This window comes from Streptomyces sp. NPDC031670 (assembly GCF_055580545.1).
Window position 1 is genome coordinate 511,804 of sequence record NZ_JBVILC010000003.1, and the last position, 18,723, is coordinate 530,526.

The following is an 18,723-nucleotide window of genomic DNA, read 5'->3' on the forward strand; positions in this document are numbered from 1 at the left end:
GACCAAGAGCCTGACTGCCGACTGTGAGGGTGGGTGCCGGAACATGGAGATCCGCGGGAGCGTGCCACCCGACGCCGCACCGGCCAGGCCGTTCCCGTACGAGGGAGTCTGGCGCTTCACCGCCCCGGCCGTCGACGCCTCGGTCCCGCAGGCCCGGCACGCCGTGCGCGACCTGCTGCGCCGCCAGGGCGTGCCGGTCCCCGACGACCTCCTCCAGGGCCTGCTGCTGATCGTCTCCGAGCTGGTCACCAACGCGGTCAAGCACGCGGCCCTGCTCTCCCCGCAGGTGGCGGTGGAGGTCGCCATCGGCGCCGAGTGGATCCGGGTCTCCGTGGAGGACAACCACCCCTACCGCCCCAAGGCGCTGGAGACCGACTACGGCCAGACCGGCGGGCGCGGACTGCTGCTGGTGCGCGAGATCACCTACGAGGCGGGCGGCGCCTGCGACGTCGAGCAGACGGCGAGCGGCGGCAAGATCATCTGGGTGGCCCTGCCGCTGGCCCCGGCCCCCGGTGCGGTCACCAGCCCGCGGCAGGCCCTGTGAGCTCACGGACGGCGGGCCGGGCCGCGTCGAGCACCGTCATGAACCAGGCGGAGAACGGGGCCCGCTCGTGCAGCGCGGCCAGCTCCTGCGGCGAGACGAAGGCGGTCTCGTAGACCTCCTCCGGGTCCGGCCGCACCGGCGACTGCACCAGACCGACGAAGAGGTGGTTGTACTCCTGCTCCACGAGCCCCGAGTCCGGGTCCGGGTGGTTGTAGCGGACCGTGCCGCCCTCGGCGAGCAGCGAGGGCGAGACGCCCAGCTCCTCGTGGGTGCGCCGGGCCGCCGCCGCGAAGGGGGACTCACCGGGGTAGGGGTGCCCGCAGCAGGTGTTCGACCAGACGCCGGGGGAGTGGTACTTGCCGAGCGCGCGGCGCTGGACCAGCAGCCGGCCCGACGGGTCGAAGAGGAAGACCGAGAACGCCCGGTGCAGCAGGCCCGGTGCCTGGTGGGCGGAGAGCTTCTCCGCGGTGCCGATGGTATTGCCGCTCTCGTCGACCAGTTCGAGCATGATCTCTTCGGCGGTCCCGTTCGACGAGCTGCTCGCCGTAGTGGCTGGTGTGGTCGGCATAACCATCCTTCGCTTCGGTCCTCGGCTGCCAAGTCTGCCGTACAAAAGCGGCGTGTCCGCACTTCGACGGGCAGCGCATGTCCGTAATGCGCCGGGTGTGCGGCACCGTCGAAGAAGGGATCGTGCCCAGCCGTACCGCCGCGGAATCTTCGAACATGCGAACGAGGATGGCCGTGCGGTGTCCGGCCGTCAGTGGCAGAGCCGGGCCTCGTGGGCCGCGTGGCCGCTCGGCTCCAGCTGGAAGGTGCAGTGCTCCACGTCGAAGTGGTCACCCAGGCAGCCCTGGAGATCGTGCAGCAGCCGCTCGTGGCCCACCGAGTCCAGTGCCTCCTGGCTGACCACCACATGGGCGGAGAGCACCGGCATCCCCGAGGTGATCGTCCAGGCGTGCAGGTCATGGACGTCCTCGACGCCCGGCAGGGCCACGATGTGCGCCCGGACCTCGCTCATGTCGACGCCCTGGGGGGCGGCCTCCAGCAGGACGTCCAGCGTCTCCCGCAGCAGCTTCACCGTACGCGGGACGATCATCAGGCCGATCACCAGCGAGGCGACGGGGTCGGCGGCCTGCCAGCCGGTCGTCATGATCACCACGGCCGAGAGCAGTACGGCCACGGACCCGAGCGCGTCAGCGAGGACTTCGAGGAAGGCGCCGCGCACGTTGATGCTCTCCTGCTGGCCGCGGACCAGCAGCGAGAGCGAGACCATGTTGGCGACCAGACCGATCAGGCCGAAAACGATCGTCGTGGCACCCGAGGTGTCGGCCGGCTCGACGAACCGCTGCACCGCCTCGTACAGCACGTATCCGCCCACGCCGAGCAGCAGCAGACAGTTGGCGAGCGCGGCCAGGATCTCGGCCCGGGCGTAGCCGAACGTCCGGTTGTGGCCGGCCGGGCGGTTGGCGAAGTGGATGGCGAGCAGCGCCATCGCCAGCCCCAGGGCGTCCGTCGCCATGTGCGCCGCGTCCGCGACCAGCGCCAGCGAGTCCGCGAGCAGGCCGCCGACGATCTCGACCACCATCACGCCCAGCGTGATGCCCAGGGCCACCCGCAGCCGCCCCTTGTACGCCGCGGCGGCCGTCCCGGTCGGCGCCGGCCCGCCGTGCGCGTGTCCGTGGTCGTGCCCAGCCCCCATGGAAGGCCACCTCTCAGACTCTTGGCATGGTTGTGCGATCTGCGTACGAGGGGTCAGTGAACTACGGGCGGGGGGTATGGGGCAACACGGCACTGAACACCGTTGTCATATGCTCTGACCTGCGGAAACGTCCTGCCTGCCCGGCGCGTACGCCATTCGCACAGGCGTCGCAGGTCAGAGCGGTGCGCGGGCGCGGGCGACGGCGCGCGGCCCCGCGTCCGGCGGACGGGGGGCGGTTTGTGGGGCGCGGCCTTGATCGACGATGATGATCCACGCGGCAGCCCCCTGCCGCAGGGCCCGATCGGGGCGTAAACAGGCGATGAACTCCCGGTTCCACGCATCCGATAGCCTCCCGATAGCCTCTGCCGACGCGCCGCCCGCCGCATCATTCCGGGCCGGCCTCGGACATCAGCCATGCCAGCTCCAAGGAGTGAGTTCGTCTGTCGACCGCCATCCTGACCGGCCTGCCGGTCCCCGGGTCGCAGCTCGGGCCCGAACTGCGCTCGCTGGGCTTTGACGTACGGTCCGCACGGCGGCCGGAGGATCTGCCCGGCCTGCTCGCCGAGGTCCCGCCCGGTGAGCGGGTCGCCCTCGTCGACCCGTCCTTCGTGGGCCATACGCACGCCCTGCGCCTCGCCCTGACCGACCCCCGGTTCCCGGCGGCGGCGATCCCCGGCGCCCTGGCCGTCCAGGCGGAGGCCCGCCCCGCGCTCGTGCGCGCCCTCGCGGACCGCACCGGGCCCGCGGCCGTGGCCGACGGAGGCGCGGCCGTCGCCGTGAACGCCCCCGCCACCGGCACCGGCGTCCTCACCGACCGCCTCGCCGCAGCCCTCGGGGAGGGCGGCGTCGCCGTGCACCGCCCCGAGCTCGGCTCGCTGGTGGCCACCGTGCCCGCCGGGCCCGAGGCCGCCTTCGCCGCCCGCAAGGCCGTGGACGCGGTGGACGACGAGGCCGTCCGGCTGCGCAACGCCGTGAAGTCCCGCGACGGGTTCTTCACCACCTTCTGCATCAGCCCGTACTCGCGCTACCTCGCCCGCTGGTGCGCCCGCCGGGGCCTCACACCCAACCAGGTCACCACCGCCTCGCTGCTCACCGCGCTGATAGCGGCCGGCTGCGCGGCGACCGGCACCCGGGCCGGCTTCGTCGCGGCCGGCGTGCTGCTGCTCCTCTCCTTCGTCCTGGACTGCACCGACGGGCAGCTCGCCCGCTACTCGCTCCAGTACTCCACGCTCGGCGCCTGGCTGGACGCCACCTTCGACCGGGCCAAGGAGTACGCGTACTACGCGGGCCTGGCGCTCGGGGCTGCGCGCGGCGGCGGCAGCGATGACGTATGGGCGCTCGCGCTCGGCGCGATGGTCCTCCAGACCTGCCGCCACGTCGTGGACTTCTCCTTCAACGAGGCGCACGTCGTGGGCACGGGCGCGGACGCCAACACCAGCCCCACCGCGGCCCTCTCCGACCGGCTCGACTCGGTCGGCTGGACGGTCTGGGTGCGCCGCATGATCGTGCTGCCGATCGGTGAGCGCTGGGCGATGATCGCCGTGCTCACCGCCGTCACGACCCCCCGGATCGTCTTCTACGCGCTGCTGACCGGCTGCGCCTTCGCGGCCTGCTACACCACGGCCGGGCGCGTGCTGCGTTCGCTGAACGGCCGCGCCACCCGTACCGACCGGGCCGCGCGGGCCCTCGCGGAGCTGGCCGACAGCGGCCCGCTCGCCGAGCTCGTGGCGGCCGGCCGCTTCCGGATCAAGGGCGCCTGGAGCGCCCCGGTGGTGGCCGCGGTCGGCGCCCTCGCGCTGGTGGGCGCGGCGCTCACCCAGCCCTTCGGCAGCCGCCAGATGATCATTGCGGCCGTCTTCTACGCGATCACCTCGGGTTTCGCCGTCTCCGCGCCCCTCAAGGGCGCCCTCGACTGGCTGGTGCCGCCGTTCTTCCGGGCCGCCGAGTACTGCACGGTCCTGGTCCTCGCCGCCCGCTCCGAGGTGGACGGGGCGCTGCCCGCGGCCTTCGGGCTGGTGGCGGCCGTCGCCTACCATCACTACGACACGGTCTACCGCATCAAGGGCGGCTCCGGCGCGCCGCCGCGCCTGCTGGTCCGCCTCACCGGCGGCCACGAGGGGCGGACGCTGGTGGTCGCGGTGCTGGCCGCGACCCTCGCCGACCGCGGCACGGACTTCACCCTGGCGCTCACCGCCCTCGCGGTGGCCCTGGCGCTCCTGGTGGTCGTGGAGTCCATCCGCTTCTGGGTGTCCTCCGGAGCACCCGCAGTACATGACGAAGGAGAAACGGCATGATCGGCCTCGTACTCGCAGCCGGTGCAGGACGGCGTCTGCGCCCCTACACCGACACGCTCCCGAAGGCCCTCGTGCCCGTCGACGGCGAGACCACCGTCCTCGACCTCACCCTGGCCAACTTCGCCGAGGTGGGCCTGACCGAGGTCGCGATCGTCGTCGGCTACCGCAAGGAAGCCGTGTACGACCGCAAGGAGGCCCTGGAGGCCAAGTACGGCGTCACGCTCACGCTGATCGACAACGACAAGGCCGAGGAGTGGAACAACGCCTACTCCCTGTGGTGCGCGCGTGAGGTCCTGAAGCGGGGCGTCATCCTCGCCAACGGCGACACCGTGCACCCGGTTTCGGTCGAGCAGACGCTGCTCGCCGCGCGCGGCGAGGGCAAGAGGATCATCCTCGCCCTCGACGCGGTCAAGCGCCTCGCCGACGAGGAGATGAAGGTGATCACCGAGCCCGGCAAGGGCGTGCGGCGCATCACCAAGCTGATGGACCCGGCGACCGCCACCGGCGAGTACATCGGCGTCACCCTCATCGAGCCGGAGGCGGCCGAGGAGCTCGCGGACGCCCTGAAGGCCACCTTCGAGCGCGACCCCGACCTGTACTACGAGGACGGCTACCAGGAGCTCGTCGACCGCGGCTGCACCGTCGACGTGGCCCCCATCGGCGAGGTCTCCTGGGTCGAGATCGACAACCACGACGACCTCGCGAAGGGCCGTGAGATCGCGTGCCAGTACTGACCCGGCTCATCCCGTCGCCGGTCGTCGTCGACATCAGCCGGGGCGCCCTGGACGATCTGGCGGGGCTCCTGGCCGACCAGCGGATCTCGGCCTCCGGCAAGCTGGCGATCGCGATCAGCGGCGGCTCGGGCCAGGCGCTGAGCGAGAAGCTGGCGCCGGTGCTGCCGGGCGCCGACTGGTACCCGGTCGCGGACGGCACGATCGACTCGGCCGTGCGGCTCGCCGACGACATCAAGGGCAAGCGGTACGACGCGGTCGTCGGCCTCGGCGGCGGAAAGATCATCGACGTGGCGAAGTACGCCGCGGCGCGGGTCGGACTGCCCATGGTGGCGGTCGCCACCAACCTCTCGCACGACGGCATCTGCTCGCCGGTCTCGATCCTGGACAACGACAACGGCCGCGGCTCCTACGGCGTGCCCACGCCCATCGCCATGGTCATCGACCTCGACGTCATCCGCGAGGCCCCGGTCCGGTTCGTCCGCTCGGGCGTCGGCGACGTGATCTCCAACATCTCCGCCATCGCGGACTGGGAGCTCTCGCACCGGGTCAACGGCGAGCCGGTGGACGGTCTGGCCGCGGCCATGGCCCGTACCGCGGGCGAGTCCGTGCTGCGCCACCCCGGCGGCGTCGGCGACGACGAGTTCCTCACCGTCCTGTCCGAGGCGCTGGTGCTCTCCGGCATCGCCATGTCGATCAGCGGCGACACCCGCCCCTCCTCCGGCGCCTGCCACGAGATCAGCCACGCCTTCGACCTGCTGTACCCCAAGCGCTCCGCGCTCCACGGCGAGCAGGTCGGCCTCGGCGCCGCCTTCGCCATGCACCTGCGCGGCGCGGCCGAGCAGTCCGGGCTCTTCGCCCAGGTACTGCGGCGGCACGGCCTGCCCGTGCTTCCGCGGGAGATCGGCTTCTCCGCCGACGAGTTCGTCCGGGCGGTGGCGTACGCGCCGCAGACCCGGCCGGGCCGTTTCACGATCCTGGAACACCTCAACCTGTCCGCAGACCAGATCAAGGACGCTTACGCCGACTATGCAAAAGCCATCGGTAGCTGAACTCCGCCCGGTCGTGCACCCGCCGGGCGTCAAGGACCGGCGGAGCGGCGAGCACTGGGGCGGCCGGCTCTACATGCGCGAGGTCTCCCTGCGCGTGGACCGGCACCTGGTGACCACCCGGGTCACGCCCAACCAGCTGACCTATGTGATGACCGTCGCCGCCGCCCTCGCGGCCCCGGCCCTGCTGGTGCCCGGGATCTGGGGCGCCGTGCTCGGCGTGGTGATGGTCCAGCTGTACCTGCTCCTCGACTGCGTCGACGGTGAGGTCGCGCGCTGGAAGAAGCAGTACTCGATGACCGGTGTCTACGTGGACCGGGTCGCCGCCTATGTGTGCGACGCGGCGGTCCTGGTCGGCTTCGGTCTGCGGGCGGCCGACATCTGGGGCTCGGGGCGGATCGACTGGCTCTGGGCCTTCCTCGGCACCCTCGCGGCCCTCGGCGCCGTCATGATCAAGTCCGAGACCGACCTCGTCGGCGTCGCCCGCCACCAGCAGGGCAAGCCGCCGGTCAAGGAGACGGCCTCGGAGCCGCGCTCCTCCGGCATGGCGCTGGCCCGCCGGGCCGCCGGGGCGCTCAAGTTCCACCGGCTGATCCTCGGCATCGAGGCGTCCCTGCTGATCCTGGTCCTGGCGCTGGTCGACCACGCGCGCGGCGATCTGTACTTCTCCCGGCTCGGCGTCGCGGTGCTCGCGGGCATCGCACTCCTCCAGAGCGTGCTGCACCTGGTGTCCATCCTCGCTTCCAGCAGGCTCAAGTGAGTGCCCCGCTGAAGGTCGGCGCGGTCGTCATCACCATGGGCAACCGGCCCGACGAACTGCGCGCGCTGCTCGACTCGGTCGCCAAGCAGGACGGCGACCCGGTCCAGGTCGTGGTGGTCGGCAACGGCGCCCCGGTCCCGGACGTCCCCGAAGGCGTACGGACCGTGGAGCTGCCCGAGAACCTGGGCATCCCCGGCGGCCGGAACGTCGGCATCGAGGCGTTCGGCCCGTCCGGCGCCGAGGTCGACATCCTGCTCTTCCTCGACGACGACGGGCTGCTGGCCAACGCCGACACGGCCGAGCTGTGCCGCCGGGCGTTCACCGAGGACCCGAAGCTCGGCATCATCAGCTTCCGTATCGCGGACCCGGAGACCGGGGTCACCCAGCGCCGCCACGTCCCGCGGCTGCGCGCCTCCGACCCGATGCGCTCCTCCCGTGTGACGACCTTCCTGGGCGGCGCCAACGCCGTACGGACGCGGGTCCTCGCGGAGGTCGGCGCTCTGCCCGACGAGTTCTTCTACGCCCACGAGGAGACCGATCTGGCCTGGCGGGCGCTGGACGCCGGCTGGATGATCGACTACCGCGCGGACATGGTCCTGTACCACCCCACCACGGCGCCCTCCCGGCACGCGGTCTACCACCGGATGGTGGCCCGCAACCGGGTCTGGCTGGCCAGGCGGAACCTGCCGGCCCTCCTGGTCCCCGTCTATCTGGGGGTCTGGATGCTGCTCACGCTCGCCCGGAAGCCCTCCGGGCCCGCCCTCAAGGCGTGGTTCGGCGGCTTCAAGGAGGGCTGGACCACTCCCTGCGGCCCGCGCCGACCCATGAAGTGGCGCACGGTCTGGCGGCTGACCCGGCTGGGCCGGCCGCCCGTCATCTGACACTCTCGGGTCGGGCACATCGGATGGGGGCCGTCCGGCCCCGGGCACTTCGGGCAACGGCCATCGGGCGTACTTCTTTGAAAGCGAAAGTTTCCTCTTGTGAGTGACACAACTCTGTCCCCGGCGGAACTCGCCGCCAAGCACGGCCTGGCGGTGAGCGGCGCCCGGCCGGGGCTGCGCGAATACTGCCGCCAGCTCTGGGGGCGGCGCCACTTCATCCTGTCGTTCTCGCAGGCGAAGCTGACCGCCCAGTACAGCCAGGCGAAGCTCGGCCAGATCTGGCAGGTGGCCACCCCGCTGCTCAACGCACTGGTCTACTACTTCATCTTCGGCGTGCTGATGAACGCCAAGCGGGGCATCTCGTCGGACGTGTACATCCCGTTCCTGGTGACGGGCATCTTCGTCTTCACCTTCACCCAGAACTCGGTGATGGCGGGCGTCCGGGCGATCTCCGGCAACCTGGGCCTGGTGCGCGCGCTGCACTTCCCGCGCGCCTCGCTGCCGATCTCCTTCGCGCTCCAGCAGCTTCAGCAGCTGCTCTTCTCGATGATCGTCCTGGTCCTCGTGGTGGTCGCGTCGGGCAGCATGCCGATGGCCTCGTGGCTGCTGATGGTGCCGGTCCTGGCGTGCCAGTTCGTCTTCAACACCGGCCTGGCGCTGATCATGGCCCGGCTTGGCAGCAAGACCCCGGACCTCGCCCAGCTGATGCCGTTCGTCCTGCGGACCTGGATGTACGCCTCCGGCGTCATGTTCAGCATCAAGGTCGTCCTCCAGGGCAAGCCGCACTGGGTCGCCCAGGTCCTCCAGGTGAACCCCGCCGCGGTCTACATGGACCTGGCGCGGTACTCCATGATCGACGGCTTCGGCGCCCACAACCTGCCGCCGCACGTGTGGGCGCTGGCGGTCGGCTGGGCGCTCGTCGTGGGCGCAGCGGGCTTCGTGTACTTCTGGAAGGCAGAGGAGCAGTACGGTCGTGGCTGAGGACAACATCCGTATCGCCGACGCGAGCGGCGAGCGCATCCCGACCGTCATCGCCGACGACGTGCACATCGTGTACACGGTCAACGGCACGGGCGGCGGGCGGGGCAGCGCCACCGCCGCGCTCAGCCGGATAGTGCGGCGGGACACCGGCGAGTCGCGGGGCATGCGCAAGGTGCACGCGGTGCGGGGCGTCTCCTTCACCGCCTACCGCGGCGAGGCGATCGGCCTGATCGGCACCAACGGCTCGGGCAAGTCGACCCTGCTGCGGGCGATCGCCGGACTGCTGCCGCCGGCCAAGGGCCGGGTGTACACCAACGGCCAGCCCTCGCTGCTCGGCGTCAACGCCGCGCTGATGAACGAGCTGACCGGCGAGCGCAACGTCATCCTGGGCGGCCTGGCCATGGGCATGTCGCGCGAGGAGATCAAGGAGCGGTACGAGGAGATCGTCGACTTCTCCGGCATCAACGAGAAGGGCGACTTCATCACACTGCCCATGCGGACGTACTCGTCCGGCATGGCGGCCCGGCTGCGGTTCTCCATCGCCGCCGCCAAGGACCACGACGTCCTGATGATCGACGAGGCGCTCGCCACGGGTGACCGCAAGTTCCAGATCCGCTCCGAGGAGCGCATCCGCGAGCTGCGCAAGCACGCGGGCACGGTGTTCCTGGTCAGCCACAGCATCGGATCCATCCGCGACACCTGCAACCGGGTGCTCTGGCTGGAGCGGGGCGAGCTCCTGATGGACGGACCCACGGACGAGGTCGTGAAGGCGTATCAGAAGGAGACGGGCCGCTGACACCCGGTCACCCTCCGTACGCCGTCGAAAGCTCCCGTCGATCAACCTCGGCGGGGGCTTTCGCGTCCTTGGAGGGGGTCCTCATGGCGGACCGAAATGTCAAGGCTGGGTCAAGTCGCCTGCACCGGGGGAAGGTTGGCGCGGATTGAAGTGTTCTTGTAATGCGCGCAACACCCCGACGTGTTGTCAGGCGTTGTACAACGTAAGCTGTACCGGTGTTGATCGTGACGGACGGGCGGCACCGCCCCGGGCACCCCGCACGGGAGCCGTTCTCCACTCGGGAGGCTCGGCGGCGTGTCCGAAATGGGATGTTTTGGGTCGGCGGTGTAGAACGGGAGATGTGACGGCAATGGCTACGGGAAATCTCCACCTGCGAGAGGCTTCCGCCGTTCCCGTGCCGGGCGGCCCCCGGTGACAGGTGTCCGGGACGTGCGCACCGACTCTCCCTCGCGCACCACGCTCGACAAGGCCACGGCGGAGAACTTCCCGGTGGCCCCCTTCTTTCTGCCGCGCGCCTGGCGCGACGACCTGATGGCCGTGTACGGCTACGCGCGCCTGGTCGACGACATCGGCGACGGCGACCTCGCGCCCGGCGGCGCCGACGCCCGCCACCTGGGCGTGCCCCCCGCCGACGCGGACGACCGCCTCGTGCTGCTCGACGCCTTCGAGGCCGATCTGCGCCGCGTCTTCGACTCCACCCCGCGCCACCCGCTGCTCCGGGCCCTGCAGCCCACCGTCCGCCGCCGCTCGCTCACCCCCGACCCGTTCCTCGCCCTGATCGCGGCGAACCGGCAGGACCAGCGGGTCAGCCGGTACGAGACCTATGACGACCTGGTCGCGTACTGCGAACTGTCGGCCAATCCCGTGGGCCGCCTGGTGCTGGCGATCACCGGCACCGAGAGCCCCGAGCGCGTCCGCCGCTCGGACGCCGTCTGCACCGCCCTCCAGATCGTCGAACACCTCCAGGACGTGAGCGAGGACCTCGGCCGGGACCGGATCTATCTGCCCGCCGAGGACATGAAGCGCTTCCATGTCACCCCGGCCGATCTGGCCGCCCCGCGCGGGGGCGCGTCGGTGCGCGCCCTGGTCGCGTTCGAAGCGGAACGCGCCGCGCGGCTGCTGAATGAAGGCACCCCCCTCGTGGGTAGCGTCCACGGCAGACTCAGACTGCTGCTGGCCGGATTCGTGGCCGGGGGCCGCGCCGCGCTCGACGCGGTGGCAGCCGCCGGCCACGACGTACTCCCTGGACCGCCCAAGCCCACCAAATCCAGTCTGCTGCGCGAAGTGGGAGCCGTGTTGCGTAGAGCGCGTAGAGAGGGGTGAGCCGGACCGTGGATCCACACGCACACGCGTCCGCGCCGGTACAGGCCGCGTACAGCTACTGCGAGGCGGTGACCGGACAGCAGGCGCGCAACTTCGCGTACGGCATCCGGCTGCTGCCGACCGACAAGCGCCAGGCGATGTCCGCGCTCTACGCGTTCTCGCGGCGCGTCGACGACATCGGTGACGGCGCCCTGGCCGCCGAGGCCAAGAAGCAGCGCCTGGAGGACACCCGCGCACTGCTCGGCCGGATCGCCGAGGGCACGGTCGAGGAGGACGACACCGACCCGGTGGCGGTGGCGCTCGCGGACGCGGCGCGCCGCTTCCCGATCCCGCTGGACGGCCTCGACGAGCTCATCGACGGCGTCCTCATGGACGTGCACGGCCAGACCTACGAGACCTGGGACGACCTGAAGGTCTACTGCCGGTGTGTCGCGGGCGCGATCGGCCGGCTCTCCCTGGGCGTGTTCGGTACACAACCGGGCGCACCGGGCGCCGAGCGCGCCGCGGAGTACGCCGACACGCTCGGCCTGGCCCTGCAACTCACCAACATCCTCAGGGACGTTCGCGAGGACGCGGGCAACGGACGCACCTATCTGCCCGCCGACGACCTGGCGAAGTTCGGGTGCGCCGAGGGCTTCCACACCCCGGTGCCACCCGCCGGCTCCGACTTCGCGGGCCTGGTCCACTTCGAAGTGCGCCGGGCCCGCGCCCTGTTCGCCGAGGGCTACCGGCTGCTGCCCATGCTCGACCGCCGCAGCGGCGCCTGCGTGGCCGCGATGGCCGGCATCTACCGCCGGCTGCTCGACCGCATCGAGCGCGACCCGGAGGCCGTGCTGCGCGGCCGGGTCTCGCTGCCCGGCAGGGAGAAGGCGTACGTGGCGGTACGCGGGCTGTCCGGGCTCGACACCCGGACCGTCTCCCGGCAGACCGCCAGGAGGCGCGCCTGATGGCCCATGGGCACCTGGACGTGCGGCCGAAGAGCTTTACGTGCCCGGAGTGTGCAACCCCCGCTCCGGCCGGGGCGTCCCTGACTGCGACGGCGACGGCGACGGCGGCCGGGCGCGCGCACCGCACCGGCACGGTCGAAGGGGAGGGCGCATGACAACCCCGCAGCCCGAACGCGCGGTGGTCGTCGGCGGAGGTCTGGCCGGCGTCACCGCCGCGCTGGAACTGGCCGGCGCCGGCCTGCGCGTCACCCTGGTCGAGGGCCGCCCCCGGCTGGGCGGCCTCGCCTTCTCCTTCCGGCGCGGCGAACTGACCGTCGACAACGGCCAGCACGTCTACCTGCGCTGCTGCACGGCCTACCGCTGGTTCCTCGACCGGATCGGCGGCGCCCACCTCGCGCCGCTCCAGCGCCGTCTGGACGTGCCCGTCCTGGACGTGGCCCACCCGCGCGGACCCCGGCTCGGCAGACTGCGCCGCACCGCGCTGCCGGTGCCGCTGCACCTGGCCGGCAGCCTCGCCACCTATCCGCACCTCTCGCTCGCCGAGCGGGCCTCCGTCGGGCGCGCCGCACTCGCGCTCAAGGGCCTCGACCCGGCCGACCCGGCGCTCGACGGGGTGGACTTCGCCACCTGGCTCGGCCGCCACGGCCAGTCCGCCCGTACCGTCGAGGCCCTGTGGGACCTCGTGGGCGTGGCGACCCTGAACGCGACCGCGCCGCACGCCTCCCTGGGGCTCGCCGCGATGGTCTTCAAGACCGGGCTGCTCTCCGAGCCGGGCGCCGCCGACATCGGCTGGGCGCACGTACCGCTGGGCGAACTCCACGACACGCTGGCCCGCAAGGCGCTCGCCTCGGCCGGGGTCCGCGTCGAGACCCGTACCAAGGCCGAGTCCCTCGCGCGTACCGAGGACGGCGCCTGGCGGGTCGAGGTGAGCGGCGAGACGCTCGACGCCGAGGTGGTGGTCCTCGCCGTGCCGCAGCGCGAGGCGCACGACCTGCTGCCCCACGGCGCCCTCGACGACCCCGGCAAGCTGCTCGACATCGGCACCGCGCCCATCCTCAACCTGCACGTCGTCTACGACCGCAAGGTGCTGCGGCAGCCCTTCTTCACCGCCCTCGGCTCGCCCGTGCAGTGGGTGTTCGACCGCACCGAGTCCTCCGGGCTCACCGGCGGCGGCCAGTACCTGGCGGTCTCCCAGTCGGCCGCCTGGGACGAGATCGACGAGCCGGTGGCCGCGCTGCGCGCGCGCTACCTGCCCGAACTCGAACGGCTGCTGCCCGCCGCGCGCGGCGCCGGCGTGCGGGACTTCTTCGTGACCCGGGAGCGCACCGCGACGTTCGCCCCCACCCCCGGCGTCGGACGGCTGCGCCCCGGCGCGCACACCCGGGCGCCCGGCCTGTACCTGGCCGGCGCGTGGACCGCCACCGGCTGGCCCGCGACGATGGAGAGCGCCGTACGCAGCGGATTCAGCGCCGCGGGCGCGGCCCTCGGCGTACTCGGCCGCTCCCACGTCCATCCGCTTCAGGAGGCGGCATGACCCTTAGCAGCACTGGAACAAGAGGAGAGACCGTGGCGACTGTGCCTTCGGCGAACTCGGCTGTCGACACCGTGGACGTCGCCGCGCTTCTGGAGCGCGGACGGACGCTGTCCGCGCCGGTGCTGCGCACGGCCGTGGAGCGGCTCGCCGCTCCCATGGACACCGTCGCCGCCTACCACTTCGGATGGATCGACGCCCAGGGCAACCCGGCGGACGGCGACGGCGGCAAGGCCGTCCGGCCCGCCCTCGCCCTGCTGTCCGCCGAGGCGGCCGGGGCCCGTCCCGAGGTCGGCGTGCCCGGCGCGGTCGCGGTCGAGCTCGTCCACAACTTCTCGCTGCTCCACGACGACCTGATGGACGGCGACGAGCAGCGCCGCCACCGCGACACGGTCTGGAAGGTGCACGGCCCGGCGCAGGCGATCCTCGTCGGCGACGCCCTGTTCGCGCTGGCCAACGAGGTCCTCCTGGAGCTGGGCACGGTCGAGGCCGGACGCGCCACGCGCCGGCTGACCACCGCGACCCGCAAGCTCATCGACGGCCAGGCCCAGGACATCTCCTACGAGCACCGCGAGCGGGTCACCGTCGAGGAGTGCCTGGAGATGGAGGGCAACAAGACGGGCGCGCTGCTCGCCTGCGCCTGCTCCATCGGCGCCGTCCTCGGCGGCGCGGACGACCGCACGGCCGACACGCTGGAGGCGTACGGCTACCACCTCGGCCTCGCCTTCCAGGCCGTCGACGACCTCCTCGGCATCTGGGGCGACCCGGAGGCGACCGGCAAGCAGACCTGGAGCGACCTGCGCCAGCGCAAGAAGTCCCTGCCGGTGGTGGCGGCCCTCGCCGCGGGCGGCCCGGCCTCCGAGCGGCTCGGCGAGCTGCTCGCCGCCGACGCCAAGAGCAACGACTTCGACAGCTTCTCCGAGGAGGAGTTCGCCACGCGGGCCGCGCTCATCGAGGAGGCGGGCGGCCGGGAGTGGACCTCGCAGGAGGCCCGCAGGCAGCACGCGGTGGCGATCGAGGCACTGGGCACCGTCGACATGCCCGAGCGGGTGCGCGCGCAGCTGACCGCCCTGGCCGACTTCGTCGTCGTACGGAAGAGATGATCACCATTCGCATATGACGCGACGTCGCCGGAGCGGGCCCGCCACCGGGCCGCCTCCGACGGAGACCCCAGCACAGCAGAAGTAGCACTGCACTTGCATTAAGGGGAAGCCATGACAGCGACGACCGACGGAAGCGCCGGGGCCACGCGGCCCCCCGCCGCCGCGGCCAGTGGGACGACCGCGCCGCCACGCGGCGCGGACCAGGTGCTCGACGCCGCGCGGCGGGCGGCGGAACGCGCGGTGGAGCACCTGCTCGCCGAGCAGGACGACCTCGGGTGGTGGAAGGGCGACCTGGAGACCAACGTCACCATGGACGCCGAGGACCTGCTGCTGCGTCAGTTCCTCGGCATCCAGGACGAGAAGACGGTCGCCGCCGCCGCGCTCCACATCCGGGGCGAGCAGCGCGAGGACGGCACCTGGGCCACGTTCTACGGCGGCCCGCCCGAGCTCTCCGCCACCGTCGAGGCGTACGTGGCGCTGCGGCTGGCCGGGGACCGGCCGGAGGACCCCCATATGGCGCGGGCCTCGGCGTGGGTCAGGAGCCAGGGGGGCATGGCCGCCTGCCGGGTCTTCACCCGGATCTGGCTGGCCCTGTTCGGCTGGTGGAAGTGGGACGACCTGCCGGAGCTGCCGCCGGAGCTGATCTTCCTGCCCAAGTGGTTCCCGCTGAACATCTACGACTTCGGCTGCTGGGCCCGGCAGACGATCGTGCCGCTCACGGTCGTCTCCGCCAAGCGGCCGGTGCGGCCCGCGCCCTTCGCCCTCGACGAGCTGCACACCGACGCGCGCGACCCGGCCCCCGCCCGGCCGCTCGCCCCGGTCGCCAGCTGGGACGGCGCCTTCCAGCGGCTCGACAAGGCGCTCCACCTCTACCACCGCATCGCCCCGCGCCGACTGCGCCGGGCCGCGATGAACACCGCCGCCCGCTGGATCGTCGAGCGCCAGGAGAACGACGGCTGCTGGGGCGGCATCCAGCCGCCCGCCGTCTACTCGGTGATCGCCCTGCATCTGCTCGGATACGACCTCCAGCACCCGGTGATGCGGGCCGGTCTTGAGTCCCTCGACCGGTTCGCGGTGTGGCGCGAGGACGGCTCCCGGATGATCGAGGCCTGCCAGTCCCCGGTGTGGGACACCTGTCTGGCCACCATCGCGCTCGCCGACGCGGGGCTGCCCGCCGACCACCCCGCGCTGGTCAAGGCCGTCGACTGGATGCTCGGCGAGGAGATCGTCCGGCCCGGCGACTGGGCGGTGAAGAAGCCCCAACTCGCCCCCGGCGGCTGGGCCTTCGAGTTCCACAACGACAACTACCCCGACATCGACGACACCGCCGAGGTGGTCCTCGCGCTGCGCCGGGTGCGCCACCCCGACCCCGAGCGGGTCGAGGGGGCGATCCGCCGGGCCGCGCGCTGGACGCTCGGGATGCAGTCGAGGAACGGGGCGTGGGGCGCCTTCGACGCCGACAACACCAGCCCGTTCCCCAACCGGCTGCCGTTCTGCGACTTCGGCGAGGTCATCGACCCGCCGTCGGCCGACGTCACCGCGCATGTCGTGGAGATGCTGGCCGTCGAGGGCCGGGCCCACGAACCGCGAGCGCGGCGCGGCATCGAGTGGCTGCTGGCCGAACAGGAGGCGAGCGGCGCCTGGTTCGGGCGCTGGGGCGTCAACTACGTCTACGGCACCGGCTCGGTGGTCCCGGCGCTGACCGCCGCCGGACTGCCCGCCTCGCACCCGGCGATCCGCCGGGCCGTCGGCTGGCTGGAGTCGGTGCAGAACGAGGACGGCGGCTGGGGCGAGGACCTGCGCTCCTACCGCGAGGAGGAGTGGATCGGGCACGGTGTCTCGACCGCCTCCCAGACCGCCTGGGCGCTGCTGGCGCTGCTGGCGGCCGGGCAGCGGGAGAGCAGGGCGGTCGAGCGGGGCGTCGCCTGGCTCGCCCGGACCCAGCTGGCGGACGGTTCCTGGGACGAGCCGTACTTCACCGGCACCGGCTTCCCCTGGGACTTCTCGATCAACTACCACCTCTACCGGCAGGTGTTCCCGCTCACCGCCCTCGGCCGCTACGTCCATGGAGAACCGTTCTCCCTCAACGGCCGCAAGGGGAAGTGATGGAGCTGCACCCCGCCGCCGTCCCGGAGCCCGTACCGCTGCTGGTCGCCTGCGCGCTCACCATCGAGGAGCTGGCGCTGCGCAGCGGCGGCCGGGGCCGGACGCCCGGCCAGGTGGTGACCGTGCTGCGCAGCGGCATGGGGCCCAAGGCCGCCGAACGGGCCGTGCTGCGCGGCCTGGGCACGGCGGCGAACCGGGAGGCGGCCGTGATCGCCTCCGGGTTCTGCGCCGGCCTGTCACCGGGGATGCACCCCGGGGACCTGGTCGTCGCCCAAGAGACCCGCGACCCGCGCGGCACGACGCCTTGCGTGGGTACGGAGGTGCTGGCCAAGGCGCTGAGCGCGGCGCTGCCCGGTCGCACCGTGCACACCGGTCCGCTCATCGGCTCCGACCACGTGGTGCGTGGCCACGAACGGGCCGAGCTGCGCGCGACCGGGGCGATCGCCGTGGACATGGAGTCCGCGGCGACGCTGTGGAGCGCCGTCGGGGCCGGAGAGCGTCCGGTTGCGGCCGTACGGGTGGTCGTGGACGCTCCAGAACATGAACTCGTCCGGATCGGCACGGTACGCGGTGGAATATCGGCTTTCCGCGTTCTTCGTGCCGTCCTTCCCGCTTTTTTTGAATGGCACCGTTCTTTGCCGCTCCCCAGGAGGTGAGCCAGATGGCCATGCCGCTTCGCCAGTCCATCAGGGTCGGGACCTATCTTTTTGAACAGAAGCTCCGCAAGCGTGAGAAGTTCCCGCTGATCGTCGAGCTGGAGCCGCTCTTCGCGTGCAATCTGAAGTGTGAGGGCTGCGGGAAGATCCAGCACCCGGCCGGGGTCCTGAAGCAGCGCATGCCGGTGGCCCAGGCCGTGGGCGCCGTTCTGGAGTCGGGTGCCCCCATGGTCTCCATCGCGGGCGGCGAGCCCCTGATGCACCCTCAGATCGACGAGATCGTGCGGCAGTTGGTGGCGAAGAGGAAGTACGTCTTCCTCTGCACCAACGCCCTGCTGCTGCGCAAGAAGCTGGAGAAGTTCACCCCGTCCCCCTACTTCGCGTTCGCCGTGCACATCGACGGGCTGCGCGAGCGGCACGACGAGTCGGTGGCGAAGGAGGGCGTGTTCGACGAGGCGGTGGCGGCGATCAAGGAGGCCAAGCGGCGCGGCTTCCGGGTCACGACCAACTCCACCTTCTTCAACACCGACACCCCGCAGACGATCATCGAGGTGCTCAACTTCCTCAACGACGACCTCCAGGTCGACGAGATGATGATCTCGCCCGCGTACGCCTACGAGAAGGCGCCCGACCAGGAGCACTTCCTCGGCGTCGAGCAGACCCGCGAGCTGTTCAGGAAGGCGTTCTCCGGCGGCAACCGCCGCCGCTGGCGGCTCAACCACTCGCCGCTCTTCCTGGACTTCCTGGAGGGCAAGGCGGACTTCCCGTGCACGGCCTGGGCGATCCCCAACTACTCGCTCTTCGGCTGGCAGCGGCCCTGCTACCTGATGAGCGACGGGTACGTCCCCACGTACCGGGAGCTCGTCGAGGAGACCGACTGGGACAAGTACGGCCGGGGCAAGGACGACCGGTGCGCCAACTGCATGGCGCACTGCGGCTACGAGCCCACCGCCGTCCTCGCGACCATGGGGTCGCTCAAGGAGTCGCTGCGCGCGGTCCGCGAGACCGTGCAGGGAAACCGCGGGTGACGTGATGAGGACCGGAGAGCCCGTCCCGCTGGGCCTCCCCGCGCCGCCGGCCCGGCCACTGGCGACGCGCCGCCCCTCGCGGCGCATCCAGGTCGGGTCGGTGGCCATCGGCGGTGATGCTCCTGTGTCGGTGCAGTCGATGACGACGACGCGGACGTCGGATGTCGGGGCGACGTTGCAGCAGATCGCGGAGCTGACGGCGTCGGGCTGTCAGATCGTGCGGGTGGCGTGTCCGACGCAGGATGACGCGGACGCGTTGGCGGTGATCGCGAAGAAGTCGCAGATTCCGGTGAT

The 18,723-nt window shown here is 71.8% G+C and carries 18 protein-coding genes; 16 read left to right on the plus strand and 2 right to left on the minus strand.

Annotated features, from left to right (window positions below):
* The first annotated feature begins 43 nt into the window (after positions 1–43).
* Positions 44–544, plus strand: a complete 501-nt coding sequence (locus ACZ5ID_RS09375; protein WP_468895031.1) for an ATP-binding protein — start codon at positions 44–46, stop codon at positions 542–544.
* Here ACZ5ID_RS09375 and idi read toward each other — a convergent pair.
* Both idi and ACZ5ID_RS09385 read right to left on the minus strand, forming a co-directional pair.
* Positions 519–1,112, minus strand: a complete 594-nt coding sequence (gene idi / locus ACZ5ID_RS09380) for an isopentenyl-diphosphate Delta-isomerase (protein WP_468895033.1) — start codon at positions 1,110–1,112, stop codon at positions 519–521. The genes ACZ5ID_RS09375 and idi overlap by 26 nt on opposite strands.
* 189 nt (positions 1,113–1,301) lie before the next feature.
* On the minus strand, positions 1,302–2,243 hold the full coding sequence (locus ACZ5ID_RS09385) for a cation diffusion facilitator family transporter (protein ID WP_468895035.1): 942 nt from the start codon (positions 2,241–2,243) through the stop codon (positions 1,302–1,304).
* Between the two features lie 440 nt (positions 2,244–2,683).
* Between ACZ5ID_RS09385 and ACZ5ID_RS09390 the strand changes: the two genes are divergently transcribed.
* The 15 genes from ACZ5ID_RS09390 to ACZ5ID_RS09460 form a co-directional block, all read left to right on the plus strand.
* A complete protein-coding gene (locus ACZ5ID_RS09390; RefSeq protein WP_468895095.1) occupies positions 2,684–4,537 on the plus strand; it encodes a DUF5941 domain-containing protein in 1,854 nt (617 codons plus the stop codon).
* Positions 4,534–5,271 carry a phosphocholine cytidylyltransferase family protein gene (locus tag ACZ5ID_RS09395; RefSeq protein WP_468895037.1) on the plus strand — a complete coding sequence of 246 codons (738 nt, stop codon included), beginning with the start codon at positions 4,534–4,536 and terminating at the stop codon, positions 5,269–5,271. The genes ACZ5ID_RS09390 and ACZ5ID_RS09395 overlap by 4 nt, the downstream gene beginning before the upstream one ends.
* Positions 5,259–6,320 (plus strand): iron-containing alcohol dehydrogenase family protein, encoded by a 1,062-nt coding sequence (locus tag ACZ5ID_RS09400; protein ID WP_468895039.1) that lies wholly within the window; start codon positions 5,259–5,261, stop codon positions 6,318–6,320. Before ACZ5ID_RS09395 ends, ACZ5ID_RS09400 begins: the two co-directional genes overlap by 13 nt.
* On the plus strand, positions 6,298–7,077 hold the full coding sequence (locus ACZ5ID_RS09405) for a CDP-alcohol phosphatidyltransferase family protein (RefSeq protein ID WP_358835495.1): 780 nt from the start codon (positions 6,298–6,300) through the stop codon (positions 7,075–7,077). The genes ACZ5ID_RS09400 and ACZ5ID_RS09405 overlap by 23 nt, the downstream gene beginning before the upstream one ends.
* The gene (locus tag ACZ5ID_RS09410) at positions 7,074–7,958 is read left to right on the plus strand and encodes a glycosyltransferase family 2 protein (protein WP_468895042.1); all 885 of its coding nucleotides are present in this window, start codon (positions 7,074–7,076) and stop codon (positions 7,956–7,958) included. The genes ACZ5ID_RS09405 and ACZ5ID_RS09410 overlap by 4 nt, the downstream gene beginning before the upstream one ends.
* A gap of 99 nt (positions 7,959–8,057) precedes the next feature.
* A complete protein-coding gene (locus ACZ5ID_RS09415) occupies positions 8,058–8,939 on the plus strand; it encodes an ABC transporter permease (RefSeq protein WP_468895044.1) in 882 nt (293 codons plus the stop codon).
* Positions 8,932–9,735 carry an ABC transporter ATP-binding protein gene (locus tag ACZ5ID_RS09420; protein ID WP_406551131.1) on the plus strand — a complete coding sequence of 268 codons (804 nt, stop codon included), beginning with the start codon at positions 8,932–8,934 and terminating at the stop codon, positions 9,733–9,735. Before ACZ5ID_RS09415 ends, ACZ5ID_RS09420 begins: the two co-directional genes overlap by 8 nt.
* Positions 9,736–10,164: 429 nt before the next feature.
* A complete protein-coding gene (gene hpnC, locus ACZ5ID_RS09425; protein ID WP_468895047.1) occupies positions 10,165–11,058 on the plus strand; it encodes a squalene synthase HpnC in 894 nt (297 codons plus the stop codon).
* Positions 11,055–12,005, plus strand: coding sequence for a presqualene diphosphate synthase HpnD (gene hpnD, locus ACZ5ID_RS09430; RefSeq protein WP_468895049.1), 951 nt, complete (start codon positions 11,055–11,057; stop codon positions 12,003–12,005). The genes hpnC and hpnD overlap by 4 nt, the downstream gene beginning before the upstream one ends.
* 151 nt (positions 12,006–12,156) lie before the next feature.
* Positions 12,157–13,539, plus strand: coding sequence for a hydroxysqualene dehydroxylase HpnE (gene hpnE, locus ACZ5ID_RS09435; RefSeq protein ID WP_468895051.1), 1,383 nt, complete (start codon positions 12,157–12,159; stop codon positions 13,537–13,539).
* Positions 13,536–14,639, plus strand: a complete 1,104-nt coding sequence (locus ACZ5ID_RS09440; protein ID WP_468895053.1) for a polyprenyl synthetase family protein — start codon at positions 13,536–13,538, stop codon at positions 14,637–14,639. Before hpnE ends, ACZ5ID_RS09440 begins: the two co-directional genes overlap by 4 nt.
* Positions 14,640–14,750: 111 nt before the next feature.
* The gene (gene shc, locus ACZ5ID_RS09445) at positions 14,751–16,745 is read left to right on the plus strand and encodes a squalene--hopene cyclase (RefSeq protein ID WP_468895055.1); all 1,995 of its coding nucleotides are present in this window, start codon (positions 14,751–14,753) and stop codon (positions 16,743–16,745) included.
* On the plus strand, positions 16,745–17,401 hold the full coding sequence (locus ACZ5ID_RS09450; RefSeq protein ID WP_468895057.1) for a phosphorylase family protein: 657 nt from the start codon (positions 16,745–16,747) through the stop codon (positions 17,399–17,401). The genes shc and ACZ5ID_RS09450 overlap by 1 nt, the downstream gene beginning before the upstream one ends.
* 5 nt (positions 17,402–17,406) lie before the next feature.
* Complete coding sequence (hpnH, locus tag ACZ5ID_RS09455; protein WP_468895059.1) at positions 17,407–18,429, plus strand: adenosyl-hopene transferase HpnH; 1,023 nt, start codon at positions 17,407–17,409, stop codon at positions 18,427–18,429.
* A 4-nt stretch (positions 18,430–18,433) separates the two neighbouring features.
* A partial coding sequence (locus ACZ5ID_RS09460) for a flavodoxin-dependent (E)-4-hydroxy-3-methylbut-2-enyl-diphosphate synthase (protein WP_468895061.1) occupies positions 18,434–18,723 on the plus strand: 290 nt, incomplete at its 3' end.